24 protein-coding genes, 1 tRNA gene and 1 pseudogene are annotated in these 26,021 nt (G+C 61.5%); 12 read left to right on the top strand and 14 right to left on the bottom strand.

Features of this window, described 5'->3' with window-relative positions:
• From F6X40_RS34760 to F6X40_RS34750, 3 genes are all read left to right on the top strand, one after another.
• Positions 1–149: Hsp20/alpha crystallin family protein (locus F6X40_RS34760; RefSeq protein WP_187630955.1), on the top strand; the 149-nt coding region annotated here is incomplete at its 5' end.
• 285 nt (positions 150–434) lie between these two features.
• Positions 435–998: an Hsp20/alpha crystallin family protein gene (locus tag F6X40_RS34755; protein WP_187630960.1), complete on the top strand. Its 564-nt coding sequence runs from the start codon at positions 435–437 to the stop codon at positions 996–998.
• Between the two features lie 48 nt (positions 999–1,046).
• A tRNA-Lys gene (locus F6X40_RS34750) sits at positions 1,047–1,119 on the top strand.
• Between the two features lie 302 nt (positions 1,120–1,421).
• Here F6X40_RS34750 and F6X40_RS34745 read toward each other — a convergent pair.
• The 6 genes and pseudogenes from F6X40_RS34745 to F6X40_RS34720 all read right to left on the bottom strand — a co-directional run bounded on the left by F6X40_RS34745 (position 1,422) and on the right by F6X40_RS34720 (position 7,510).
• Positions 1,422–1,676, bottom strand: a complete 255-nt coding sequence (locus F6X40_RS34745) for a hypothetical protein (RefSeq protein ID WP_262421663.1) — start codon at positions 1,674–1,676, stop codon at positions 1,422–1,424.
• Between the two features lie 416 nt (positions 1,677–2,092).
• A pseudogene (locus F6X40_RS42865) lies at positions 2,093–2,391 on the bottom strand (cytochrome c oxidase subunit II transmembrane domain-containing protein); the annotation flags it as partial.
• A gap of 219 nt (positions 2,392–2,610) precedes the next feature.
• Positions 2,611–3,960: a DUF3734 domain-containing protein gene (locus F6X40_RS34740; RefSeq protein WP_187630954.1), complete on the bottom strand. Its 1,350-nt coding sequence runs from the start codon at positions 3,958–3,960 to the stop codon at positions 2,611–2,613.
• Between the two features lie 11 nt (positions 3,961–3,971).
• Complete coding sequence (locus F6X40_RS34735) at positions 3,972–4,754, bottom strand: 3-hydroxybutyrate dehydrogenase (protein ID WP_187630953.1); 783 nt, start codon at positions 4,752–4,754, stop codon at positions 3,972–3,974.
• A gap of 28 nt (positions 4,755–4,782) precedes the next feature.
• Entirely contained in the window at positions 4,783–5,562 is a 780-nt protein-coding gene (locus F6X40_RS34730) for an acetoacetate decarboxylase (protein WP_187630952.1), read from the bottom strand.
• 655 nt (positions 5,563–6,217) lie between these two features.
• The gene (locus F6X40_RS34720) at positions 6,218–7,510 is read right to left on the bottom strand and encodes an NAD(P)/FAD-dependent oxidoreductase (RefSeq protein WP_187630950.1); all 1,293 of its coding nucleotides are present in this window, start codon (positions 7,508–7,510) and stop codon (positions 6,218–6,220) included.
• 135 nt (positions 7,511–7,645) lie between these two features.
• On the opposite strand from F6X40_RS34720, the gene F6X40_RS34715 reads away from it, so the two are divergent.
• Positions 7,646–8,308: a TetR/AcrR family transcriptional regulator gene (locus F6X40_RS34715; RefSeq protein WP_187630949.1), complete on the top strand. Its 663-nt coding sequence runs from the start codon at positions 7,646–7,648 to the stop codon at positions 8,306–8,308.
• Positions 8,309–8,356: 48 nt separating this feature from the next.
• On the opposite strand, the gene F6X40_RS34710 is transcribed toward F6X40_RS34715, so the two are convergent.
• From F6X40_RS34710 to F6X40_RS34700, 3 genes are all read right to left on the bottom strand, one after another.
• Complete coding sequence (locus F6X40_RS34710; RefSeq protein ID WP_187630948.1) at positions 8,357–9,418, bottom strand: FUSC family protein; 1,062 nt, start codon at positions 9,416–9,418, stop codon at positions 8,357–8,359.
• Between the two features lie 301 nt (positions 9,419–9,719).
• A complete protein-coding gene (locus tag F6X40_RS34705) occupies positions 9,720–10,532 on the bottom strand; it encodes an IclR family transcriptional regulator (protein WP_090809648.1) in 813 nt (270 codons plus the stop codon).
• A 116-nt stretch (positions 10,533–10,648) separates the two neighbouring features.
• Positions 10,649–11,215 (bottom strand): VOC family protein, encoded by a 567-nt coding sequence (locus tag F6X40_RS34700; protein WP_184059845.1) that lies wholly within the window; start codon positions 11,213–11,215, stop codon positions 10,649–10,651.
• A 147-nt stretch (positions 11,216–11,362) separates the two neighbouring features.
• On the opposite strand from F6X40_RS34700, the gene F6X40_RS34695 reads away from it, so the two are divergent.
• The 4 genes from F6X40_RS34695 to F6X40_RS34680 all read left to right on the top strand — a co-directional run bounded on the left by F6X40_RS34695 (position 11,363) and on the right by F6X40_RS34680 (position 15,702).
• Entirely contained in the window at positions 11,363–12,214 is an 852-nt protein-coding gene (locus F6X40_RS34695; RefSeq protein WP_187630947.1) for a fumarylacetoacetate hydrolase family protein, read from the top strand.
• A 56-nt stretch (positions 12,215–12,270) separates the two neighbouring features.
• On the top strand, positions 12,271–13,803 hold the full coding sequence (locus F6X40_RS34690) for a bifunctional 3-(3-hydroxy-phenyl)propionate/3-hydroxycinnamic acid hydroxylase (protein ID WP_187630959.1): 1,533 nt from the start codon (positions 12,271–12,273) through the stop codon (positions 13,801–13,803).
• A 90-nt stretch (positions 13,804–13,893) separates the two neighbouring features.
• Positions 13,894–15,240: an MFS transporter gene (locus tag F6X40_RS34685; protein ID WP_187630946.1), complete on the top strand. Its 1,347-nt coding sequence runs from the start codon at positions 13,894–13,896 to the stop codon at positions 15,238–15,240.
• A gap of 75 nt (positions 15,241–15,315) precedes the next feature.
• Positions 15,316–15,702, top strand: a complete 387-nt coding sequence (locus tag F6X40_RS34680; protein WP_184059839.1) for a nuclear transport factor 2 family protein — start codon at positions 15,316–15,318, stop codon at positions 15,700–15,702.
• Positions 15,703–15,937: 235 nt separating this feature from the next.
• Here the strand turns inward: F6X40_RS34680 and F6X40_RS34675 are convergent, their stop codons facing one another.
• The 5 genes from F6X40_RS34675 to F6X40_RS34660 all read right to left on the bottom strand — a co-directional run bounded on the left by F6X40_RS34675 (position 15,938) and on the right by F6X40_RS34660 (position 19,244).
• Complete coding sequence (locus F6X40_RS34675) at positions 15,938–16,684, bottom strand: GntR family transcriptional regulator (RefSeq protein ID WP_187630945.1); 747 nt, start codon at positions 16,682–16,684, stop codon at positions 15,938–15,940.
• A gap of 121 nt (positions 16,685–16,805) precedes the next feature.
• On the bottom strand, positions 16,806–17,282 hold the full coding sequence (locus F6X40_RS42860; protein ID WP_262421662.1) for a hypothetical protein: 477 nt from the start codon (positions 17,280–17,282) through the stop codon (positions 16,806–16,808).
• A 2-nt stretch (positions 17,283–17,284) separates the two neighbouring features.
• Positions 17,285–17,707: a methyl-accepting chemotaxis protein gene (locus F6X40_RS42855; RefSeq protein WP_262421661.1), complete on the bottom strand. Its 423-nt coding sequence runs from the start codon at positions 17,705–17,707 to the stop codon at positions 17,285–17,287.
• 143 nt (positions 17,708–17,850) lie between these two features.
• Complete coding sequence (locus tag F6X40_RS34665) at positions 17,851–18,450, bottom strand: TetR/AcrR family transcriptional regulator (protein WP_262421660.1); 600 nt, start codon at positions 18,448–18,450, stop codon at positions 17,851–17,853.
• 383 nt (positions 18,451–18,833) lie between these two features.
• Positions 18,834–19,244 carry a putative quinol monooxygenase gene (locus tag F6X40_RS34660; RefSeq protein ID WP_316251872.1) on the bottom strand — a complete coding sequence of 137 codons (411 nt, stop codon included), beginning with the start codon at positions 19,242–19,244 and terminating at the stop codon, positions 18,834–18,836.
• A 224-nt stretch (positions 19,245–19,468) separates the two neighbouring features.
• On the opposite strand from F6X40_RS34660, the gene F6X40_RS34655 reads away from it, so the two are divergent.
• The 4 genes from F6X40_RS34655 (at position 19,469) to F6X40_RS34640 (ending at position 25,960) form a co-directional block, all read left to right on the top strand.
• A complete protein-coding gene (locus tag F6X40_RS34655; protein ID WP_187630943.1) occupies positions 19,469–19,789 on the top strand; it encodes a DUF4148 domain-containing protein in 321 nt (106 codons plus the stop codon).
• 340 nt (positions 19,790–20,129) lie between these two features.
• A complete protein-coding gene (locus tag F6X40_RS34650) occupies positions 20,130–23,321 on the top strand; it encodes an efflux RND transporter permease subunit (protein ID WP_187630942.1) in 3,192 nt (1,063 codons plus the stop codon).
• Positions 23,311–24,498: an efflux RND transporter periplasmic adaptor subunit gene (locus F6X40_RS34645; RefSeq protein WP_187630941.1), complete on the top strand. Its 1,188-nt coding sequence runs from the start codon at positions 23,311–23,313 to the stop codon at positions 24,496–24,498. Before F6X40_RS34650 ends, F6X40_RS34645 begins: the two co-directional genes overlap by 11 nt.
• The gene (locus F6X40_RS34640) at positions 24,491–25,960 is read left to right on the top strand and encodes an efflux transporter outer membrane subunit (RefSeq protein WP_184062613.1); all 1,470 of its coding nucleotides are present in this window, start codon (positions 24,491–24,493) and stop codon (positions 25,958–25,960) included. The genes F6X40_RS34645 and F6X40_RS34640 overlap by 8 nt, the downstream gene beginning before the upstream one ends.
• Positions 25,961–26,021 lie beyond the last annotated feature (61 nt).

Raw genomic sequence — 26,021 nt, 5'->3', positions numbered from 1 at the left:
GCCAGCCGCATTTCGCGCGGGCGTTCGCTCTCGGGGCTGACTTCGACGCAACGAAAATCGATGCGAACCTGAAGGACGGCGTGCTGAAACTGACGATACCGCGCCGCGACGAAGCCCGGCCGCGCCGGATCGAGGTGCGGACGGACTGAAGTCGGCAGGTGGGCAGCAACGACAGGGAGAAAACCGGTGGCGGTCGTCTGGCCGCCACCTACTGACTGCGGAGGCCTGGATGCGGACGTCATACATGAATGCTGGCGCGGACGCACGCTCAGCATACGGCGCGGTGCCGGTACGTGAGCTCAGGACGCGCCGCGGATCGCGAGGCGGCCGTGGCGGCGTTCCGCAGATGCAGTCCGGAATGTCGAGGGCAGAGCCGCGACTTCAGCGCAATGACAGGAATCCGGTTCTCCGGCCAGACTGTAGAGGAGGATACGATGAATACGGATCCGAAAAAGTGGAATCCCTTCAAGTTCCTACGCGGGGCGGCCCGCAAGTCCGATGCGGACACCTCGGAAAGCCCCCAGGCGAGCGAACAGTGGCGTGCCCCGTGGCCTGACATTCCGCGGCTGTTCGCACGCGAACCGTGGCGTGCTTTGGAAGAGTTCTTCCATGACCCGTTTGCAGGTCGCGGCGCGCTCGAACGATGGTTTGGCGACTTCAGTTCATCGCGCTTCCAGCCGCGCATCGACATGGTCGACGAAGGGAAGGTGTTGCGCGTGACCGCCGAGCTGCCCGGGATGGAGCGCGAAGACCTGAGTGTGAGCGTCGAGGACGGGGCGATCGTGTTGCGCGGCGAAAAGAAACAGGACGTACGCAGCGAGGAAGACGGCTGCTACCGGCTCGAGCGCGCCTATGGAAGCTTCATGCGCACGATTCCGATGCCGGAAAACGCCGACCCCGATCACGCATTGGCAAAATTTGATAACGGTGTGCTCACGTTGACCGTGCCAAAATCGGAGCCGGCGCGATCCACTAGCCGCACGATCGATATCGGCTAGGGCAACCAGGCAAGAAGTGCCCTGGTCGCGGCGGACATCGGGCGAGCCGGGCCGTTAGCTCAGCTGGTAGAGCAGCGGACTTTTAATCCGTTGGTCACTGGTTCGAATCCAGTACGGCCTACCCCGTCGGCTCGCTCGAGTCGGACCTTTGCACGCGCGACAGGGCTGGATAGCCGGTGGCCGGTCACGGGGTGCCGGATGAGCGCATCGGCTCGAGCCCGGCTTGCGGAAAGTTTCTCGTCAGCGTGTAGCTTGGTCATTCGATGATCTTCTTGCGGAAGACTCTCCGAGCTTGATCGATGAATTCCACCAAGGGCGTCCAGCGACACTCTGCTAACGAGAAAGTTGAAGGTCTTTTCAGGGTCGGGAGTGTGAGTTCGCAGATGCAGGAAGCTGCCGTCGGGTTGCTCAATGCCGCCACCGTCAGCAATGCGCCGCCACATTGCTGACGGCCTGCTGGCTCGCCCGGGAAATCATCTGTTCCGACTCTCCGCGCTTCTGCTTGGTAGTCGCTTGCGCTGGACGCGCAGCCTCTTCCCCGGCAACTGCGACCGACGCCGCAGATTTGTTCTCTGCAAATTTCAGGATTTGGTCAGCCTCAGCCCCGATGCGGTCAGCCTCGACCGCTGTGTCGCGTATGTCGACAAATTTGGAAAGTTTGCCATGGGCCTGTGGCAAGAGCCTTCGAGGAAATCAAATGCTCACTCCGGTAGCCCGCGTACGACGCGAGCGAGCCACGAAGGCTTCATCCACACGTGCGTATATACGTGGAGAACCAGGAGCACGAGCACGACCGGGGCTAGCTGGACGAACGAAGCCAACCTCGCAGAATTTCCATAGACTGCGCGAAACCCCGCTGAGCTGTTGAAAGACGCCACCCGAATCGCTACCTCAACAGGAAGGACAAGCAGGAGGAATACGCTTCCCTCACCATCTGTTGGAACTGTCGCCCTCGGCATCGCTTTCGCCCGGAATTCGTCTACGTCGACATGTCTTCCGCAACCATTGATCTCAGTTCCGTACCTCCAAAGATCAAGTGGCGTTGGCGCGAGTCCGCGCTCCACCATTTCTGGAGGCGTGGGGTAACGGCGGATGTGCGTGGTACGCCAGATCACGAGAGCCAGCATCACCACGATGACGCAAGGGATCGCCCAGACGACAACTTCGATTGCATTGGAGTGTGCCCATTTGGGCGCGTACGTCGCACTCTTGTTTGACGCGCGCGATAGTGCCGTGCGAAGTACAAGGTCAACAGAATGACTGGGACGACCACGAGCAGCATCAGACCCAACGCAAGCAGGATCAGACGCTTCTCCTGTGCACCGATGTCGCCCTTGAAATTGAATAAATTCATGCTGCATCCGCCGAGCAGGCCGAATGCGCCGAGCGGCATAACGCGGCCTGCGGCAACGCAAAACCGTTTGACGGTATCAGATTGACCGTGCGCACTTGACCCGATACAGGGATTTCTTCTACATAAACCTGGGATTCTGCATGTCATGTACCTTGGTTGCCGGTAACACCACAGGCGGACGAACTCACCTGCGGCAGCGCCCCTTTGGCTGGCGTGGAAAGGGACCGGCCAAACTGAACCCGGCCGGCCCCACGATGGCTAGCGGCCTGTCGCATCCTGCACAGCTTCCTTCGTGGTTTCCCCAAGTGGGGCGGACTTCGGCGCTGCCACTTCGAGATGTGGTTGCGCGACGCCCGCTTTATGGCGCCTGCGCGAGTAATGCGCTGGCTTGGTAGCGCCCTCCAGTCGCGCCGCGTGAGGCGCGCCCCCGGGACGATGCACGTCGTGCGTCACGAATCCCGAATCGTGATTCGGTATCGCAAACCAGTCCGGATGCTCAAACGACGCGCGAATGTCGTCCAGGCCCGTCTGCCAGTGCTCGCTCATCGTGTCGATGCTGAATTCGTAATCCTTATAGTGCCCCTCATACGCCTTGTTCTTGTATATGAGGTGCACAACATTGACCGTGCTGCCATCGGCAACTTCCCGTGCCTCCCGGATGAGCGGATGCTGCTTCTCCAGGCCCGGCGGCACATGCTTCAGTAGCTCCTTGATGAGCTGTGCATGACGCTGGGTCGACCCGAGCATCGCGGTGATAGCGCGGGTCCGGCTGGAATACTGGATGTCCTTGGCGCGCTCGGACACATCCAGCATGTCGCCCGGGAGGCCGCCGCTCGAACTCCAGAGGTCAACCTGGAAGACCAGGGTGTCCTTGTGCTGCGGGTCGCTTACAACCTCGGTCAACGGGGTGTTCGACACCAGACCGCCGTCCCAGTAATATTCGCCATCAATCTCGACGGCAGGAAAGCCCGGAGGGAGCGCACCCGAGGCCATGAAGTGCTCCGGCGAAAGGCGCATCTGCGTGTTGTCGAAGTAGACCAGGTTACCCGTGCGCACGTTGACCGCGCCGACGGAGACGCGAATATCGCCGTCGTTGATTCTGTCGAAATCGGCGAATTGCAGAAGGGTCGCCCGAAGCGCGGTGGTATCGTAAAAGCTCACTTCTTCTGGCGAGCGCTTACCCATCCCTGGGATGGGCACCGGAAGGCGCGGCGAGAAAAAGCCTCGCTGCCCTTCGGTGAGTGCGCGGCCTGCCGCCCAGCAGCTCGACCACTTACGCGACAGGTCGTGCATGCCCGCGGCGCGGGGTAGCCACGCGCCAAGGTTCCCAAGCATGTCCGCCGGCTGGCAGATGGTGTTCCAGAATCCATGCAATGCCTCGGTACGCTTGCCCGGAGCGTTGCCCGCGATGATGGCTGTGTTAAGCGCGCCGATGGAGATGCCGGAAATCCAGTCCGGATGAATGCCAACTTCCTCGAGGCCTTCGTAGACGCCGGCCTGATAGGAGCCCAGCGCGCCGCCACCCTGTAGCACGAGAGCGACCTCGTCATAGGCCGGAAGCTTGAAAGTCTTGCGAGGTGTGCCTGATGTTTCTTGATCTTGACGCACTGGGCGGCTCCTTAGTGCATCGACCAGCCGTGGCTGACGATAATGGACTGGCCCGTCAATGCGGACGATTCGAAGCCGGCGAGGAATGCCACGGTGTTGGCGACGTCTTCCACCGTCGTGAATTCGCCGTCGACCGTTTCCTTCAACATCACGTTCTTGACGACGTCTGCTTCCGAAATGCCCAACGCTATCGCCTGCTCCGGAATTTGCCTGTCGACAAGCGGCGTGCGCACGAACCCCGGACACACGACATTGGCCCGTACACCGCGCGAACCACCTTCCTTGGCTACCACGCGTGCGAGACCGAGCAGTCCATGCTTGGCCGTCACGTAGGCAGCCTTCAGCTTCGACGCTTCGTGCGAGTGGACCGAGCCCATATAGATAATCGACCCACCGTTGCCCGCAGCGTACATGTGCCTGACAGCAGCTTTGGTCGTGAGGAACGCGCCGTCCAGATGAATGGCGAGCATTTTTTTCCAGTCGGAGAAAGCATAATCTTCAATCGGGTTGACAATCTGGATGCCCGCGTTCGAGACCAGCACATCGATGCTGCCAAGCCTGTCGACAGCCTGCTGGATGCCGGCGTTGACCGCTTCTTCGCTCGTCACGTCCATTGATACAGGCAGCGCTTTGCCACCCTCCTTGCGGATGCTCTCGGCCACGCTCTCAGCAGCCTTGAGGTTCACGTCCGCGATTACCACCGACGCGCCGAGCGCCGCGAGCTTGCGTGCGCACTGTTCACCGATACCACTTGCAGCGCCCGTCACGAGCGCGACCTTATCTGTTACGGACATGCCTTTTCCTTAATATGTCAGAGGGTGCTTACTGATTCGCGGCAAGCTTGAGTGCCGGCGCCTCGGCGAGGTAATCGAAAGCCACCTCCCCGATGTCGAGCGTGAGATTGGCGATAATGTGCCGCGCGCCGACGATTTTGCGCACCGGCAAATCCGCCACGGGAGCCAAGGCATGGGGGTGCAGCTCAAGCGCGGCCGGACCGCCCCACGCGCCGAGCACCGTGACATCCCGCAGGAAGTAGCGCACGAGCTCGCAGATGCGGGCCGAGCCGTCAACGTGCGGAATGACTTTCAGTAGATAGTTCGGCGTGTCCGCCAGCTTCTTGCGCTCGACCTCGAGGTCAAGTGGCTCGTACTTGTAGCCCATCGTGCCCGTGGCAATGGGCTGGGTGCCATAGTCGAGCGTTCCAAGCAGCGTGTCGTTGCCGTCAACACGCAATTTCGGACTCGCCAGCTTCTTGGGGAAGCCCCAAATCTCACGACCGCCTGCAATCGGGCCTTCGTCGTCGAGGTACATCGCGTGTGTGTAGCTGCCTGGCGCGCCGGCATCATCTCTTACCGAGATAACCTGGCCGCTTTCCGTGTAATCGCCGAATCCCGACGAGTCTGGCATGCGAATGAATTCGTAATGCACGAGGGGGCTTGCGACTGTCAGCGGTTCCGGGACCACGGCGCGCAATGCGTCCATGTCCGTCTCGTACGAAATGATGAAGTACTCGCGATTAAGGAAGCGAAACGGCGGGCGGGGGTAAGAAGGATTGTGGACAGGCATCGCAAAAGCATCTCTGCGGATTTGTTCGATTTTCAACTATCTCTCCAGTAGTGACGTCAAATGACGTCGCGTCTTTAAAGCCCACGCATGCGCACCAGAGGTGCTGTGCTGCACACCGCGCCTCTGCCTTATCACAGCGTGTCGGGTTCGACTGGCCCTGTGCTTTGCATCGTTGTACAGAGCACCGGCAATAGTAGCGCCTTGGTCCATGCATCGGTGTCCTTGCTGGCCGTAAAACACTGTCCCCCTCGCCGCAACAATTGGTTCGATCCTTGCGCGCGTCAGCTTCTCATCGGCGAAACGCCGCGTGTAGCGATGTCGCTTCGTGATAGGCAATGTCGCACATATAGGCATACGTATTAATTGCCACATGGCTCATTGTTTCGTCCCCGATGCCTCGCTTGCTTCAGGCATGTCGATTCGAAACCGCGTCTCCGAGAATATAAACGCGCGCAAAGTCACAGTGGGACATTAACGGAAGCCGCGACCATCATTGCGCCTGCGTTTCGCGGCGGCGGATCGCCTGCTCCGGGAGAGTACACGGCGTCGCCCGCCTCAATCGGATGACCGCTCAACACGCACGTGCCCGGCCCCTTCGCGATGAACACCCGTCAGGGCTGGTAATCACAGCGACCGCCGCACGAATCGCACCAGGAAACCGACAGGGTCTGCAAAGGGTTCGGCGCCACTTTCAGGTCAGGCGGATCTTCGGTTGGACGAGACCGTTGATCTGTTCCGCTGTCCACAGCAGCGTCGCCTTTCGAAAGCCATGGAGAGCCTGCTGATGGCGCCGGTAGAGCATGGCGTGACTCAGTTGAGCGAAACGTCCGCGCACGAAACCGCCACGAAAGAGTCCGAAGCGCCCAAGCGTGCCGAACGCGTTGTAGTCGCTCAGCGAGACGAGCGAACCGAAATCGCGGAAACGGAAATCGGCAAGTGGCTTGCCTGCAAGCCACCCCGGAAGGTGACGCGCGAGATGCTCGGCCTGCTGCGTGGCGACCTGCGCGGTCGGTGCAAGTTGCCGTTCGTGGCCGGCAAGTGTCAGGCTTGCGCAATCGCCAAGCGCGAACACGTGATCGTCACGCGAAGACTGCAGACTCGCTCCGACGACGATCTGGTTGGACCGGTTCGTTTCGAGTCCGTCGAGATTGTTCATGAAATCCGGCGCCTTGACGCCCGCTGCCCAGACCATCAGATCGGCCTCGGCAAGCGTGCCGTCGCCGTGGCGAAAACCATTCGCCTCTGCCGCGGTAACGCGCGTCGAAGTCAACACGCGGAAACCGATATGCTCGAGCTGCGACTGGCTCGATGCCGATATCTCCGGCGCAAACACCCCGAGCACGCGCGGGCCGCTTTCGAGCAGCGTCAGACTCAGCCGCTCTCGCACAGTCGGGTCTCCGTAACTCGACGCAACGTCAAGCAAGCGGCTCAGTTCAGCGGACAGCTCAACCCCCGTTGCACCCGCGCCGACGATCGCCACACGCAGTGGTTCGTCCTTCGCGACGCTTCGAAATACGCGCGCTCGCAACGCGGCGTTGAACGCTTCGGCCTGTTTTTGACTGTCGATGAAATGGCAGTGCTCTTTCACGCCCGGCACGCCGAAATCGTTCGCCCGGCTACCCAGCGACAGCACAAGCACGTCGTACCCGACCGTTCGCGGACCGAGCACTACTTCACCTTCCGGCGTCCTGAGCTCGTCGAGCTGGACCAGCCGCCGGCTTCGATCGAGCCCGTGCATTGCGCCGGGCTGATAGGTGAAGCCGTGATCGCGGGCATGGGCGAGGTAGATCACCTGCTGCTGCTGAACATCGCGCGTGCCGGCTGCAATGGTGTGCAGCATCGGCTTCCATATGTGCGTCGGGCTGCTGTCGATCAGCGTGACGCTGGCCCGGCCGCTACGCCCTAACAGGTCGCCGAGTCGGGTAGCCAGCAAAATTCCCGCAATCCCGCCGCCAACGATGACAATCCGTATTGGTTGCGACATAATAAATTCAACGCGTGATGAATAAATCACATCGTAGTCTAAAGCACGAGCTCCGTCAAACCGTGGCCCTCCTCAGCGTCTCACGCGCCGTCAGTTAAACTTCGGCTGAGTTGACGATCCACAACTCACACCCAAATGAACGACGTAAAGTCAGGACCTGCCAAGCTGATCGAGAAAAAGCGTACCCGCGGGCGACCCGCGTACAGTGCTTCCGTCGGTGCCGACGTCCTCCTGCGAAAGGCCCGGCACACCTTCGCAAAGCGTGGATTCGACGCTACCAGCGTGCGGGAAATCGCGCGCGACGCGGGTGTCGACCCGGCGCTGATCGCGCATCATTTCGGGTCGAAAGAAGCGCTGTGGGTTGCGGTGGTAGAGCAGATCGCGGATCAGGCTGCGCCAATGATCGACGCCACAGCCAGGTTGCGCTCGGCCACGCTAGGTGCGCGTGAGCGTGTCGAACACGCAGTGGTTCTTTTCATCGATCAGGTTTTCGACGAACCCGACCTTGGTATGTTTTTTTCGACTGCCGCGACCGAAGAAGGCGAGCGCTTCAACATACTCATCGGGCGTCTGGTGCGCCCCTATCACGACGTGTTCGTGCCTTTGCTCGAAGATGCTTCGAGGGCGAAGGAATTGAAACCGCACCACCCCGAAGTCATGTTTTCCATGCTGATGAACGCCATCAGCAATACCGTGGCTTACCACCATATGCTTCGGGCTTTCTCGTCACTTCCTGAAGATCAGACCAGGTTCAAGCGCGCGGTGCGGGACACGGCGCTGAACATGATCGGAAAGTAATCACCAAGACCAATGCGCTTCGCGACAAGCCCAGAATCCTCCACCTGCTTATCGTGCGCGTCGTCCCCTGACGCATTCGCTGCCCAAGAGAACTACCATGGCGATGACCGCCCCAAGGAACGTGTCCACGATCCGCTCGCCGACGAGGGCGAGGGGAGCGCTCGTCCCGCCCACCGCTGAGATGGTCAACGCGGTTGGGGTAATGAAGGTCAGGGCCAGGGCGTAGTGCCGCGCGGCCACGACTTCGATCGCGAACTGGAGCAGCGCGAGGACCCCGACGAGCCAGAGGCCTTTCGGGTCGACGAGCTGGATCAAGCCAAAGACAGCCGCGCCCAAGACCGTGCCCACAACGCGGTGCACGGCCCGAATGGCACTTGAGCGCGAGACGTGGCTGCCCTGCAGCACCGCACCCGCGACCATAACCGTCCAGTAGGCACGGTGCTCCCCAAAAGACAGACTCAGCAAGCCGGCGCTGGCAACCGCAACGATCACCCTCGCGGCGATCGTGGCGTTTTCCCCGTCGAGCAAGCTGGGAGGAAACCGCATGCGCAAGCTGCGCGCTTCGCCCTTGCGCTGGTGCACAAGCGGCAGCGCGAGGGGTGCGATCACGAGCAAGTACGCACTGAGCGCGCCGAGCGCGACCAGAGAGGGGATCATAAAGACGCCAAGGGGCGAACCGCTGAAACGCGCGGAAGCGGCCAGATGACCGCTGACACCGGCGACCAGCACGAACTGCATCGGCCCGGGCGGCCCCATTCCGACACCGAGCAGAATGATGCTGGCGAGCGCAGCCACGGCGACGAGGCAGGCGATGGTCAGCCACGCATTCGTCGCGCACAGTACGCCCAGCGTGGAGGCGGCCACGAACCCCGCCGCGACGAACGGCAAGGTCTGGAGCCGGTCGCCCAGGCGCAGCGTCGAGCCGTAGAGAGCCGTGAAGGCGCCGAGAGAAGCGATGAGCCCGAGTGACTGGTGGCCGGCCAGCATGAACGCGCTCAGAGGCACGCCCATGGCGACGCCCCCTCCGACGCCGGCCGACCACCGCCACGGGCCGTCGTTGAAGCCGAGCAGGCTTTTCAGTACGCGGGGCGGCAAGAAAGGTCTTCTCATTTGGGATTGTTTTGTGAAGCGACCAGGTGATTGGGTAATGAAATTTGAATCGAAGGCGGAGATCGCGTTTTCGCTCCGACGGCGCTCCGGATTGCACGTCTTGTCTGTCGACACTTCAGAGCCGCATCCCGCAGGGTCGCAAGTGACCAACCGCCTTTTCGCGGCTTCAAGACGGCCCTCTCGTGACGACGTCGGTCTACGCGTTCGTGCTACCAGTTCGTTCGTCGCAAGTGCCGCTTCCCCCGAACCCACCGAGGTTCAAGTGCGCGAGCGCGATCGAATGACGTTCACGTGACGGCCATCATGCGGACCGCTTGCCTCGCGCAACGGTGTGCGACGACGTGATGGCTCCGGTCCTCCGACTTTCAACCAACGCACGCGTACGCTGCGAGATTCGCGCCGCTGCCTCCCGGATCGATTCGACAAGACGGTCCAGATTGGCAAATTCGAGTCGCTGGGTCGGCACGATCACCGCAAGCGAACCGACTGCTTCACTGGAGTCGTCCGTAAATAGCGGCGACGCCAGTGCAGAAACGCTGCTTTCCAGTTCGCCCCTCGACAGATAAAAACCGGCACGCCGGATTTTGAGCAGCGACGCGCGAAACTCGTCGAGTGTCGCCCCAAGGCCGCTTTGCGCGATCTCGTCGGCATACTGATCGAACAGGACCGCGAGCTTGGCCTTCGGAAAGGTGGACAGGATCGCTTTTGGAGCGGCGCCGAGAAACAGGGGGCGAGGACGGCCCCGGCCGTACCGGAGGTCAAGCGCCGCGCCGTGAGTCTCACGATGCGTGTCCACGAGTTCGTTACCGTACCAGCGCGACATCACCACATCGAAGCCGGAGTGTTCACTCAACTCACGCATGATCGGCTGCCCGACCGCAAGCAGCGGATCCGACATGCGCAGGTGGTAGTCAAGCTTGATGATGCGAGGGCCGAGACCATAGTCTCCTCCTGCAAACCGGATGAGCAAGCCAGCATCCAGGAGCTCTCGTACATAGCGATAAGCCGTTGGAGTTGAGCAATCGAGTTCGGCGGCAACGTCTTCGACGGACAGGAACGGCTTCGCCTCCGAAAACAGCTCGAGTATGGATAAAAGTCTCGTAATGCTCGACATCTATTGCGCTGCGCCTCCGTGTGTGAACGGAATTATATCCACTGGCAAGATCGCCATTGACGCCTTCAACGACCACCGCGCGGAAACAGTCGCACGCGAGCCACGCAGCGCCACGCTTATGCAAGCCCCATGCGCTCGGCCATTTCGGTTTGCCAGACACTTCGCGGCCTGAATCCCGATAGCGTTCTTGCGTGGCGTTCGACAGCCGCCATCAGTTCAGCATCGGGCAAGCCGAAGTCCACCGGCACCCGCATCGGCTGGTCGACGTACCACGGCGTGTCGATGTAGAGCTCGAGGCGGTTGCCCTCGGGATCGCGCGCATAGATCGAAACCGAATTGCCGTGGGTGACGGGGTTGATTTCCTGCAGGCCTTCCGCAATGAACTGCCGATGAAACCGCCTCAACGTGGCAAGGCTGTCAGCTGTGAACGAAATCTGGTTGATCGGATTGAACGCCAGGTGCTCGGGGCGGCCGCTCGCGAGCACGATCTGGTGATGCACCGCGGGATCGCGGCTCAAGAATACCAACTGCACAGCGCCGTGCGGCGTCTGCAGCGAACCCCGATCCGTCACGGTGAATTCCATCACCCGCGTATAAAAGTCCTCCACGCGCGCCATGTCGCTCACATAGAAGCCCATGTGACTGAGGGACAGCCCTGCCCTCGCTTTCTTCATACCGTTCATGCTTGTCTCCAAGTAGTGATAAACCCCAACAAAAAACACGTTGTGACATTTGCTAAATTTAGTCTATTCTCACAATAAGATAAATGCACGGGTTTTTTACAAATCTAGGCGTTGATCCAATCTACTTTTTATCTATCCGGAGCATCAATGAAACTCGCCAGCTTCTCCACCCACCTTGGCTCGTCGTTCGGCATCGTTCGCGATGAAACCGTGTTCGACCTTGGCAAACGTCTCGGCGGCCGCTATGCCGATCTGAAGGCACTGATTGCCGCCGACGCATTCCGCGAGGCCGCGCAGGCCACCGATGGCAGGCAGGGCGACTACCCGCTGTCGGAAGTCACGCTGCTGCCTGTGATCCCGAACCCCGAACAGATCTTTTGCGTGGGACTCAACTACGCAGACCACGTCAAGGAAACCAACCGCGAAACCACCGAGCATCCGGTCATCTTCATGCGGGTGCCCGCTTCCCAGGTTGGCCATGGCCAGCCGATGCTGCGTCCGCCTGAGTCGCAGAAGTTCGACTATGAGGGTGAGATTGCCGTCGTCATCGGGCGCGGTGGACGACGCATCGCCGAGGCCGACGCGTGGAATCACATCGCTGGCTACGCCTGCTACAACGACGGTTCCGTGCGCGACTGGCAGCTTCATACGGGCCAGTGGGGCCCGGGCAAAAATTTCTATCGCACGGGCGCGTTCGGACCGTGGATGGTGACGAGCGACGAGATCGAACCCAATGCGGTGATGACGCTCGTCACCCGCCTGAATGGACAGGAAGTGCAACGCGCGACGACGCAGATGCTGATTCACGGCATTGCCAAGCAGATTGCCTACCTGTCGACGTTCACCCCGCTCTCTCCGGGAGACGTGATCGTGACCGGCACGCCTGGCGGCGTCGGCGCGAAGCGCAATCCGCCGCTGTTCATGAAGGCCGGCGACGTGGCGGAAGTGGAGGTTGATCGGATCGGCGTTCTGTCCAATCCAATCGCCGACGAAGCGTAAAAGTCGTAGCCGGGCGCGTTCGTGTGCGCTCGGCGTCTTATCTGGCGGAACAAGACATGTTAGAGAAAACTATTTCGACGCACGCGTGCGACTACGACGTGGCCGTTATCGGTCTCGGGCCCACCGGGGCGACGCTCGCGAACCTGCTGGCAATCGAAGGCTTGCGGGTGCTGGTGCTGGAGCGAGACAAGGAGATTTTCGCGCTTCCCCGCGCGGTGCATTTCGACGGTGAATGCATGCGCGTGTTCCAAACCCTCGGTTTAACCGACAAGCTGCTACCCAAGCTGTTCGTGGGTCCCGGCATGAAATTCGTGAACGGGGAAGGCAAGTTGCTGATCGACTGGCAACGGCCAACCTGTATCGGACCACAGGGGTGGAGTGCGAGTTACAAGTTCCATCAGCCCGATCTCGAGAATGCGTTACGCGAGCGTCTTGCGCAGCAATCGAGCGTTGACGTCCGGTTGCGCCACGAAGTGTTCGCGCTTGACGAGGCGAGCGATGGCGTCCAGTTGCGCTTCGAGGATACGTGCTGCGGCAAACTTGGACGTACCACCGCGCGATATGTAGTCGGCTGCGACGGTGCGCGCTCGATTGCGCGACGCTTCATGGGCACCGAATTGACCGATCTGAAATCGCATGAACGCTGGGTTGTGGTCGACGTATTGCTCGATGCACCGCGGCCCGATCTTGGCGACTACTCGGTCCAATACTGCGACCCGGCGCGCCCGACCACTTACACGCGTGGTCCCGGAAATCGGCGCCGCTGGGAAATCATGGTGATGCCCGGTGATGACGTGACGCAACTCACGTCCCCCGAATGGCTGTGGGACAAACTCGCTCGCTGGATTTCTCCCGCCGATGCGCGCCTCGAACGTTCTGCCATCTATACATTTCACTCGGTCGTGGCGAACGGTTGGCGCCGTGGCCGACTCCTGCTTGCAGGCGATGCCGCACATCAGACGCCACCCTTTATGGGCCAGGGGATGGGAGCCGGCATTCGCGACGCGTCGAATCTCGCGTGGAAGCTTGGTGCCGTCATTCATGGCGAAGCGCCCGATACCCTCCTCGACAGCTACGAATCCGAACGCTCGCCGCACGTGCGCTTATTTATCGAAACGGCGGTACAGCTCGGCTCAGTCATTCAAACGACGAGGTCAGACCTGGCCGAAGTCCGTGATGAAGAAATGAGCGCAGCGATTCGCAATTTTGTGACCCCACAACCCAGGCTTGGCCCGGGCGCATGGATCGATGAACCATCGGGCGTGGCCGGGCATATTGCACCGCAACCCCGCCTGCCGGACGGACAACTCGTGGACGACGTGGTCGGCTATCGGTTTGCGCTGCTTGCGCGACCGGAATTGCTTCGTGAATGCCCCGACGTCGCCAATAGCGCTGCGCAAGCGGGCGTCGGGATTGTGGCCAGCGATGGAGCGGCTGTTCGCGAGTGGTTGGAGTCGATCGACGCTCCAGCGGTGCTTGTACGCCCCGACCGGTATGTGTACGGCGTCGCGCAGGACGGTGAATCCTTGCAAAACCTTCTGCACCACGCCGTACCCGGCTTGCAAACCGAAGGTGCTGTGGCCATGTGAGCCCGCACCCCCCGTTGTCACGCGAGATGTCTCGCGGTCGACGCACGTAGACCATCGGACAAAGCATCCGATAATCAAATTGGAGGAGTCATGGGAATATCCCACAACCCGGTCGGCGGCGCCGACCGTTCACAGCCATCCGGCTTGTCCCGGTCGCAGTGGAAGATGATTCTCATCGCAAGCCTTGGCGGCTCGCTGGAGTTTTACGATTTCATCGTCTACGGCTTTTTTGCCCATAACATCGCGGCCCAGTTTTTCCCGAACTCGTCGTCGCTGGTCAGCATGCTGGCTACTTTCTCCGTGCTCGCAATCGGGTACGTGATCCGACCGCTCGGCGGAATTGTGCTCAGTAGCTGGGGCGACCGGTATGGCCGGCGTCCAGTGTTTCTCGGCTCAATCATTGTGGTCACGACCGCGACGATCTGTCTTGGTCTGCTGCCCAACTTTCAGAGCTGGGGCATGACCGCATCGATCCTGTTGATCCTGCTGCGCATGCTTCAGGGTTTTTGCGTCGGCGGAGAAATGCCCGGCGCGATTACCTATGCAGTGGAAGCCGCGCCGCATCGGGCGGGGCTCGCCGCGGGCATTATTATCTGCGCGGTGAACCTGGGTGTTTTGCTGGCCACATTCGTCAACCTCGGCATCCAGACCTACCTGTCCGCCACGGACGCGGCGGCGTATGGCTGGAGGATCGCGTTTCTTTTCGGCGGCGTTTGCGGGATCGCTTCCTACCTGATGCGCCGTAATCTGGACGAGTCGCCCGAGTTCAAGAAGATGCAAGGAGCTGTCGTCAAACAGCCGTTTCGCGAGACCTTGCGACGTCATGGCAAAGCGGTCGTGACGGGGGCACTGGCGATCGCCGTGATGGCCGGCGTCAACGGCATACTTTATGGCCACATGCCCGCCTACCTCGTCCAGCAGCTGCACTATGCACCACGGACCGCGGCAATTGCCCAGAACGCTTATCTGATCGTCAGTTCCCTCGGCCTCCTCGCCGCAGGCTGGCTCGGGGACAAGATTCCACGCCGGTACCTGCTTCGAGCGTCAGCGGCGCTGCTGATCGCATTGAGCTACCCGTTCTATGAAGCGCTGGCGAGTCACACCGTCAATCCGGTGGTGCTGTTTGTGCTTGCCGGCCTGGTTTTTTCACTGGCAAGCGGGACATGGGCGTCGGTGCTCGCCGACCAATTCCCTGTCCAGGTCAGATTCAGCGGAATCGCGCTGGCTTACAACCTGGCCGTTGTCGTATTCAGCGGCTTTGCGCCCTTGCTGGCGACCATGCTGATTCGCATGACCGGCTCCTTGGCAGCGCCAGCCTGGTATGTCATCGCCGCATGCACGGTCGCGCTGCTTGCGAGCTATGGGTTGCCGACGGGAAAGTCTCGGGCCGGGTCGCCTTCGAAGACAGATGGACTGAGCGGCGAACTGTTGCGTTGAGCCGAATCGAGCCACGACGCGGCCGGCACCGTCTCTGACAAGAGGTATCCATGCAGTATTTTCGGGAGATTTACGATGAAAGATGCGTCCATTCAGGCCGCCGTCGAGGCGTTGGAACAACAGCGCTGCGACGCCACGGTGGCTGGAGACCTGCTCAAACTCGCGTCGCTACTCGACGACGATCTGACGTTCGTCCATTCAGCTGGCTACGTTCATGGCAAGTCGGAGTATCTGTCCTTCCTTACCGAGAAGATCAAGGTGCGTCAAATCGTGCGTCCGCAGCCGCTCGCGTATAGGTTCCTGCCAGACACCGTGATCACGACGGGCCATCTCGAGCAATCCCTGGTGCGCAGGACCGATGGATCTGAGCTCAACATTCGCGCGCTCATAACTGAAATCTGGGTCAAACGCGAGGGCGGCTGGAAACTGCTGCATCTCCATTCCGGGCGCTTGCCGGATTGACGCAGATCCCTATCTTGCCGTCCATCTCGGGGTAAGCCTGGACACCGATCCTGAACAGGTTCGCGATCTTATGCTGCGTGCCTGTCAGGCGCACCCGTCGATTCTCGACCATCCGGCGCCATCCGTTATGTTCAGTCATCGTCGATCACTAACGCGAGAAGCATGCCAGCACGCGAGTCGCCCGCTCATGCGCGCCAGATAGGTTTCGCACGGCTCGGTACGCGCGGCGATGTCGCTACTTGGTGCCCCGCGACCTGGGTGGTGCATAGGGGACCGCATTCGGCCCCATTGCAGTGCGTGCGCGTTGCAGGCGCTCGCCCGTCAAGGTGCGCACCGCAACGCGGCTACCCTCGATATGGCGCGCGATCAACGCAACGCTACGATCCGTTTCGCGACAACGAATCGCATCGAGGATCGCGACATGTTCGTCGTAGGTTTCGTCGATGCAGTCGCCATACACGAGATCGAGCCGCCGCACGACCCGGATGCGATCGGTCACGCGCTGCATCGCATTGGTCAGCTCGGCGTTATCGGCGGCCTGCACGAGGGCGTGATGAAACGCTTCGTCGAGCGCGACCATCTCGCGGCCGTCACGCCGACGATGAGCAGGCGGGATCTTCCAGATTTGTTCGAGCTGACCGAGCATCTGTGCGACGCCTTCGGAGAGCTCTCCTTCGGCACTCGCAAGCTTCGAGACCGCAAAGGTTTCAATCAGCTTGCGCATTTCGTACAGGTCTTCGAAGCGCTTGAAATCGACCGGCACGACTTCCCAGCCGCCGCGCACATAGCCGCGCATCAGGCCGTCGCCTTGCAGGCGCTGCAAGGCCTCGCGCGCAGGCGTGCGGGACACGCCGAAGCGCTCGGCGATGCTGCCTTCCGTCACGCGGTCGCCGGGCAGCAGGCGCATATCGAAGATATCTTCGCGGACGCTGACATAGACATGATCAGCCCGCGAGGGGGGAATGCCGGTGATGTCGTTCACGCTTAGAACCTGAGTTGGCGAGTGTCGGGGCTGAGATTATTGTCCGACCCGAACGCGCCATGTCAACACGCGATGAAAAAACCGGCATCGCACGGACATCAGCCGCGAGCGAAATACGCCTTTACAGCCGACAGAAACGTATCGATGTCCGCGCGCCTGCAGCGCGGACGATTTCGATTGAATTGAAAATCGGGTTATGCCGCCACGCGCTCACGAGGTAGCTGCTGGCGAGCGAAAGCGCCGCGTTGCGCGCAGTGGCATCGCGCTGCTGTGGGTTGGGCGATTTCAGTTCCGAGCCGCGTTCGGACCCAACGCAGAAAAGATTGACCGCTCCAAGGAGGTTTCGTGCTTGCCGGTTCAAGGCGTCCACGGCGGCGCCCGATTGCTGGACGAGCGCGACGTTCTGTTGCGTGCTGTGCTCCGGGCTTGCGATCATCTCGCGGACCTCGCCGATCTGAAGCGTTTGCTGCTGACACGCGTCATGGATTTCGCTCATGATGCCCGTGACGCGCGCCGACGAACCCTCGACCGCGGTGATGGTCGAGCCCGCGTCATCGACCTGGGTAGCGCCGTCTTTCACGCGAGCGTCGCTCGCCACGATCAGTTGCCTGACTTCCTTCGCCGCTTCTGCGCTACGTTGCGCGAGGAGCTGACCTCGCCGGCCACCACGGCAAAACCACGTCCCTGGCTACCTGCCCGCGCGGCCTCGACCGCCGCATTCAGCGCGAGGATGTTGGTCTGGAACGCGATCCCGTCGATGACCGAGATGATCTCCGCGATGCGCGCCGACGACGCCCGTATCCCATGCATCGTCTCCACCACCCGGCCGACCGCCATGCCGCCTTCCCCAGCCGTTTCCGAGGCGTGCCTGGCAAGCTCGTCCGCGTGTCCCGCGTTCGCAGCGTTGGTGGCCACGCTCGCGTCGAATTCCTTGAGTGCGCCGGTGGCCTGCTCGAGCGCGCTGGCCTGGAGCTCGGTGCGCGCGCCAAGATCGGCATTGCCGGCGGCAATCGCGTGACTCATGTCGGCGACTGCATCGGCGCCATCGCGGCAACGCAGCTCAATTTCGCAGGATTATATCGTCACCTGACGAGTTGCGCTGGAGACGACTCGGACGATCGCAGCGATAACACCGGCGAGCCGCCCGGCGCCGACTCGCAATGCGTTTATAGCGCAGGCAGCAGGCTCGGCAGGCTCGTCAGGAAGGCGCGCACGTGCATGGCAATCACCGCTGCGGCGGGCATGCTGTTTTCATTCGAATAGATGCGGCGGCGAATCGCCAGATGAGACACGGCGCCATGTAACAGCCAACCCACTTCGCCCAGTTGAGTCGGGTCGGCGGGCATGCGTAGACCCAGTTCATACGCGGTCTCCGTGACGATGATCTCGAGCGCATGGCTGACGATCGCGTTCGTATAGGCCGGCGCCGTGTGCAGGCCCTCGAGCGACGAATAAAGGAAGAGCCTCAGCCAGCGGCGCGTCAGGAGCGTATCATAGTACTCGCAATAAAAGCGGTTGAGTCGGCTTTCAATCGGCACACTTCGGTCTTGCAATTGAACAAACCAGATTGCGTCGAAGATTCCGACGACTTCCCGCTTGTAGACTTCATCAATCAAGGCGGCCTTGCTCGGGAACAGGCTATATAACAAGCGTTGCGATACGCCGCAGGCTTGCGCGATGGCGCGGGTCTGTGCGCCGAGACCATGCTCCGCGAAATATTCCGCGGCCTTCTCCAGCACGCGCGCCTGACGCTCGGCGCGCGGCAAACGCTGCGGCGCTTTTTTCATCGGCCGCTTGACCGCCACGCGGTCGGCGCCGGTTCCACGGCTCGGCTTCTCGATAGTCCCTTTGGTCTTCATAGCTCCCTACGCTCTCGGATTATAGCTGTTATCATCACATGACGATTTACGTTTTGATAAAGTATACGCCCCGGGTGTGGGCGGCAGTCCCGCGCTGCCCTGCGTGACCCTCGCATTATCTCAGCCGTTGCGAAGCGAGCGTCGTCCTTGCTGCTGCCAACTAACCTGGAACCGGATGTTCGTCCATGTCCGCGTTGCCACGGAGGCATCGTGATGGGTGTCGGCGTGACGGCGCCCGCATTGGCACCGAATCCCGCCCAGCCGATGGCGGGCCGCCACGAACGCTCTCTTTAGCAAGCCTGAAGCACGTTGATGACGCGGCTCACGAGCAACGGGCGCGTATCGTGTCCATATTCGGCCATATGCGCGGAGGCCCCGTGCGCCCTCAACGCTTCCGCGCTTTCCCAGCGCTCGATGACAGCGAACGTGTCCTTGCCGAGCGGTGTCTGAATCGCCCCGAACTCAGGTACATCGATGACGGCCTCGTAGCTGATACACCCCTCTTCGGCCAACACCGCCGGCCGGTTCTTGTTGAAAAGTGCCAGCACGGCTTCGCGTTGACCGGGCTGTGCAGTGATTGTGGCAATGACATGGATCATCCGGGTACTTCTCCTTTTCTGTTTCGGCGCCGATCGCCGCGAGAAATCATAGCCGCGTTTGCGTACGTTTGCCGATAGAGCCTCATCGAGTTCAGACCGCACTTCCGACGTGGCTCGTCAGCGATTCGATCCGTCACTACGTCGCGACGCTCAGCACGCTCTTGCCTATCTGAACATGGCAGCGGCGTAATGCAGAGGTCAGCCTCGCGTCACCTGATCTGCGGACAATAGAGCTTACTCATCCTCGCGGCGGTGGCGCGGCGAGACCCCAGGCTTCATTCATCGTGCCTGAAGCTGACCACGATTAACTTGAGAGGTAATTCACCATGAAGACTCTGATCTATGCAGCGTTGGTTGCCAGCGCACTCGTCGTCCCCGCAGTCTCCTTTGCGCAGGACGTCACTGCCCCGCTGACGCGCGCCGAAGTGCGCGCGGACCTGGTGCAAGTCGAACAGGCCGGGTATCGCCCGAGCGCCAATGACTTGCACTATCCAACCGATATTCAGGCTGCGGAGGCGCGTATTCACGCGCAGGATGCCACGACGCCGGGCAGCATGGCAGTCGGCGGAGTGTCAATGAACGGCTCCTCGCAGTCGGGTGCGCCGTCGACGCCCGCAGGTACTCACTCGATCTACTTTGGTCACTGATGCACCTTCATGTGCATGTCATCCGTGAATCGTCGCTTGACTCTCCACCTAAAGCGATCTTCACCGAGAGGTAAGTGACGATCATCCTGAACGATACGGCAGTAACGCGAAGACCTCGCCTTTAGAACGCAGCCAACCCTTTGAATGCCGTCTGAAACGAGCCACGAGAACCCTCGATGGCCCTCTCAAACGTTGCGCCATCCGTCACAGCCAAACATGTCGCTGGCTCAACCGTGTTTTATGAGTGTGTCAGGCTTAAGAACTGCGGCCGAGGTCGGCCGTACATCGCGCGAGATCGCTCCAAGATGCTCTTACGTTTCCTCCAAGCCCTGGAATTCTCATGCTCGGTCTAGTTCGTGTCGCGCTCCGACGCCCCTACACTTTCATCGTCCTCGCGATCTTCATCCTCATCATCGGGCCACTGTCCGCGATGAAGACGCCCACCGACATTTTTCCCGATATCAGAATCCCGGTGATCAGCGTGGTGTGGCAATACACGGGGCTGCCGCCGGACCAGATGGTCGGTCGGATCACGTCGCCGTTCGAACGCACGCTGACTACCACCGTGAACGATGTCGAACACATCGAGGCGGAATCGGTCGCCGGCTTTGGGATCATCAAGATCTTCTTCCAGCCGGGCGTGAATATCAGCACGGCGAACGCGCAAGTGACCGCGGTCGCGCAAACTCAGTTGCGGCAGTTGCCCGCGGGCACTACGCCGCCGCTGATCCTCAATTACAACGCGTCGACCGTACCGATCATCCAGTTGGCGCTATCCGGCAAGGGGCTGTCCGAGCAGAAGCTGGGCGACCTCGGTCTGAATGCGGTGCGTCCCGTTCTCACGACTGTCGCCGGTGCGTCGGTTCCCTACCCTTTCGGCGGCAAGACACGCCAGGTGCAGATTGACATTGATCCTGCGGCACTGCAGGCGCGCGGCTTATCCGCGCAGGACGTCGCCAATGCCCTGGCGGGTCAGAACCTGATCACGCCGGTCGGCACGGAAAAGATCGGCGACTACGAATACACGCTGCAACTCAACAACGCGCCCTCGGAAATCAAGACCTTGGGCGATCTACCGGTCAAGGCGGTCAATGGCACGACGGTCGCGATTCGTGACATTGCGAATGTTCGCGACGGCAGTCCGCCGCAAACCAATATCGTTCACGTGAACGGCCGGCGTTCGGTGCTGATGTCGGTACTCAAGAACGGTTCGGTTTCGACGCTCGGGATCATCTCCGGCATCAAACAGCAAATCGCCAACGGGAAAGCATCGTGGCCCGATAACCTGAATGTCGAGCCGATCGGCGACCAGTCGATCTTCGTGCGCGCAGCCATCACCGGTGTGGCACGCGAAGGCGTGATCGCTGCCGTGCTCACCAGCCTGATGATTCTGCTGTTCCTCGGCAGCTGGCGTTCGACGATCATCATCGCAACCTCGATCCCACTGGCCATCCTTGGCTCGATAGCCACGCTCTCCGCACTGGGCGAAACCTTGAACATCATGACGCTCGGCGGTCTCGCGTTAGCGGTCGGGATTCTTGTCGACGATGCGACCGTGACGATCGAGAACATCAACTGGCATCTCGAGCACGGCAAGGAGGTGGAGACCGCTATCCTCGATGGCGCCGCGCAGATCGTCACACCCGCGTTCGTTTCTCTTCTGTGCATCTGCATCGTGTTCGTGCCGATGTTCTTCCTGAACGGCGTGGCGCGCTTCCTGTTCGTGCCGATGGCGGAGGCCGTCATTTTCGCGATGATCTCGTCGTTCATCCTCTCGAGAACCCTCGTGCCGACAATGGCCAAATACCTGCTGAAACCGCATGCGCAGGGTGAGCATGCCGATGAGGCGCAGCGTCCGGGTCCGCTCGGACGCTTCCAGCGCGGCTTCGAAGCACGCTTTGAAACGGTGCGTGGCGTGTATCGCGGGTTACTCGAACTCGCGCTGAACCATCGGCGTCCGTTCGTCAGTTGCTTCCTCGGCTTCGTCGCGCTCTCGTTCGCCCTCGCGCCCTTGCTCGGCCGCGACTTCTTCCCGGCGGTCGATGCCGGGCAGATCCTGATGCATGTGCGCGCACCAGTCGGGGTTCGCGTCGAAAAGACCGCGCAGATATTCGCGAATGTCGAAGGCGCAATCCGGCAGATCATCCCGCCATCCGATCTCGGCACGGTGGTCGACAATATGGGTCTGCCGGTCAGCGGCATCAATACCGCGTACAACAACACCGGGACGGTCGGTTCGCAGGACGGCGACATCCAGATTGCGCTGAACGAAGGGCATCGTCCGACCGACGAGTATGTCCGAATCATGCGTGAACGATTGCCGCGCCAATTCCCTGGAGTCACGTTCTCTTTTCCGCCGGCGGACATCATCGGTCAGATCCTTAACTTCGGCTCGCCGGCGCCGATCGACCTGCAGATCCGCGGCAACAACCTGAACGCCAACTATGCGTATGCAGACCGTCTGCTGCGCGCGGTCCGCGACGTGCCCGGCGTGGTCGATGCACGGATCGCGCAGTCGCACGGCAACCCCACCTTCAACGTCGATGTCGACCGCACGCGTGCACAGTTACTCGGCATCACCGAGCGCGACGTGACGAACAGTATGGTGGTGAACCTCGCAGGTTCGAGCCAGGTTGCGCCCACGTACTGGCTGAACAACGCGAACGGCGTGTCGTATCCGATCGTGATGCAAACGCCGCAATACAGTCTCGATTCACTAGCAGCATTGCAAAATCTGCCGATCACCGCCAGCGGTGGAGGCACCGCCCAGATCCTCGGCGGTCTGGCAACGGTCGATCGCACCACCAGCAACGAAGTCGTCAGCCAATACAACATCCAGCCCATGGTCGAGATCTTCGCGACCACCCAGGACCGCGACCTCGGCGCGGTGTCGGCCGATATCCAGCGCGTCGTGCACCAGAACGCCAGCACCTTGCCGAAGGGCTCGAGCATCGCGCTGCTGGGTCAGGTGCAGACGATGAACAGCGCCTTTGCCGGCATGTTGTTCGGCCTGCTTGGCGCAGTGGTGCTGATCTATCTGCTGATCGTCGTCAACTTCCAGTCGTGGGCCGATCCGTTCGTGATTGTGAGCGCATTGCCGGCGGCGTTGGCGGGTATCGTCTGGATGCTGTTCGCGACGCACACGACGCTCTCCGTACCCGCACTCACTGGCGCGATCATGTGCATGGGGGTGGCGACTGCCAATTCGATTCTGGTCGTCAGCTTCTGCCGCGAACGTCTTGCCGTCCATGGCGATCCGTTCAAGGCGGCGCTCGAAGCGGGCTTTACGCGCTTTCGCCCGGTGCTCATGACCGCGCTATCCATGATGATCGGCATGGCGCCGATGGCGCTCGCTCTCGGCGAGGGCGGTGAGCAAAACGCGCCGCTCGGCCGCGCCGTGATCGGCGGTTTGATGTTTGCCACCACGGCTTCGCTGTTCCTGGTCCCCGTCATCTTCTGTATTGTTCACGCGCGCCCAGGGCGCGCGGCGACCCCAGCATCCGTCCCGGGAGATCCTGCACATGTCGTCTGAAACCGCTTTTCCCACTAATACGCCATCGCGCCGTCCGCTTCGGGTTGCGGGTGTGATCGGCCTGCTGGTCGCCTTAGGCATCGTCGTTGGCGGTGTCGCGCTGCGAGCCGTCGACGCCCGCAAGCTGAAAACCTGGACGGAGGCTCAGGCCGTACCGACAGTCAATCTGATCCAGCCCATGCGCGACCCCAACGGACCTTCACTGCAACTGCCCGGCCGGCTCGAAGCGTTCACGCGGGCGCCGATTTTCGCGCAGGTCAGCGGCTACCTGAAATCATGGAGCGTCGATATCGGCGCGCCGGTCAAGGCGGGTCAAGTGCTCGCCGAAATCGAAACACCCGAGCTTGACCAGCAGCTCCTTCAGGCACGCGCCGATCTGCAGAGCGCGCAGGCGAATGCCGTCGTAGCGGGTACGACGGCGAAGCGCTGGGAGGCGCTAAGAGGCACCGATTCCGTGGCCCAGCAGGACGTCGACCAACGCACTGCTGATTACTCCGCGAAGGAGGCGATCGTGGCGGCCGCGAAGGCCAACGTCGATCGCCTCGTCGCTACGAAGGCCTTCGCGCGGATCGTCGCGCCGTTCGACGGCGTGGTGACCGCGCGCGACACCGACGTCGGCGCGCTGGTGAACGCCGGTAGCGGTGGCGTCGGCCAGGAGCTGTTCGCGGTCTCCGAGGTCAAGCAATTGCGTGTGTATGTTCAGGTACCGCAGAACTACGCTCCCGCGATCCACGATGGCACGACCGCGACCCTGACCGTTCCCGAGTACTCCGACCAGCATTTCACCGCGCGCGTGATAGCAGCGGCAGACTCCGTCAATTCGAGTTCGGGAACGACGCTGGTGCAGCTGCTGGTCGACAATGCCAACGGCAAGCTGCTGCCGGGCGGTTTCGCCAGCCTGAAATTCACGTTGCCCGCGTCCGCCGATTCACTTCGGGTCCCAGCTAGCGCGCTCGTGTTCGATAGCCGCGGCGTCGTGGTCGCCACGCTCGGTGCGAACGGTCACGTACTGTTCAAGCAGGTGAAGATCGACCGCGATCTGGGCGACTCGGTGGAGATCGGCTCGGGACTCGCCGCCAACGATCGCGTGATCGATACGCCGCCCGATGGACTCGCCGACGGCGACGGCGTGCAGGTTGCGCCGGCCACTGACAGGAAGGCGACCGCACATGGTTAAGCCTGGACTTGTCGCGATTTTAACGGGCGTTCTGGCGCTATCCGCCTGCTCGCTCGCGCCGCAATATCAGCTGCCTTCGGCGCCGATAGCGGCGCAATACAAAACCGTTGGTCCCTGGACCGCCGCTCAGCCTGCCGACCGGATAGACCGTAACGGCTGGTGGAAAATATATGGCGACGCGCAACTCGACGATCTCGAAGCGCGTCTACTGGCAAACAACACCGATCTGCGCGCCGCGTACGCGCACTATGCGCAAGCGCAGGCTTTCGTCGCGCAGGTCGCGTCGGGACTGTATCCGACCATCAGCGCAAGCGCCGTGCCGCAGCGCGTTCGCCAGTCCGACGACCGGCCGTTGCGCGTGGGCGGCCCGAACGACTACAACTCCGTCACGCTCGGCGCCGAAGTCAATTACGACCTCGACCTGTGGGGCCGCGTGCGTGACTCCGTGGTGGCCGGCAAGGATGAGGCTCAGGCGACCAAAGCCGATCTGGCTTCGGTGAAACTGGCCCTGCAAGTGGCACTCGCAGACAATTACATCGGTTTGCGGGGCCTCGACCAGCAGACCGAGCTGCTGAACGAGACGGTCATGGCGTATGCGAAAGCGCTGCAACTCACGCAGACGCTGCATGGCAGCGGGATCGTGGCGGGCCTCGACGTTTCGCGGGCTCAAACGCAATTGTCGTCGGCGAAGTCCCAGTTGTCGCAGAATCTCGCGCAACGAGCGCTCATCGAACACGCGATTGCCGTGTTGGTCGGCACTTCCGCGTCCGAATTCAGCCTGCCGCAGCAGACCGCCGCCATCGCGTTGCCGGCGATTCCAACCGGCCTGCCCTCGACGCTGCTGCAACGTCGCCCCGACGTCGCAGCAGCGGAACGCCGGGTTGCCGAGGCTAACGCAAAGATTGGCGTCGCGCGCGCGGCATATTTCCCGGACATCACGCTGAGCTTGCAGGGTGGTGTGCAAAGCGCCGCCTATGCTGGACTGGTTAGCGCGCCCAATCTGTTCTGGGCGATCGGCCCGCAGCTCGTGCAATACGTCTTCGACGGCGGCTACCGTCATGCGCAGCTCGATGCCGCGAAGGCGGCAACCGAGGAAGCCGGAGACCGCTACCGCAGCGTGGTTCTGTCGGCATTCCAGCAGGTCGAAGACAACCTTGCGCTGCTGTCGTATCTCGGCACCGCGCTTGGCGAGCAAAAGGATGCCGCGAATGCCGCGCAGTACTCGGTCGATCTGGCGTTGCGCCAATATCGCCAAGGCACTGTAGGTTACCTCGATGTCGTGCAGGCGCAGACCGTCGCACTCGAAGCACAACGCAGCGTGCTCGATATCCAGACACGCCAGCTAAGTGCCAACGTGCAACTGCTGCATGCGCTGGGCGGCGGATGGTCGAGCGATGAACTCGCCCAGGTGGCTGCCACGCGGGCACTCGTCGCGACAACGATGGCACAGGGCGCAAATTGAAGGCCTGCACAGGGCGCAACCGGAAGGGTGACCCGGTTGCGCACGCTGTCGATAGCATGCG

Origin of the sequence: Paraburkholderia sp. UCT31, assembly GCF_014397655.1 — a bacterium.
Taxonomy (GTDB): domain Bacteria; phylum Pseudomonadota; class Gammaproteobacteria; order Burkholderiales; family Burkholderiaceae; genus Paraburkholderia; species Paraburkholderia tuberum.
This window is presented reverse-complemented; position numbering and strand designations above follow the sequence as displayed.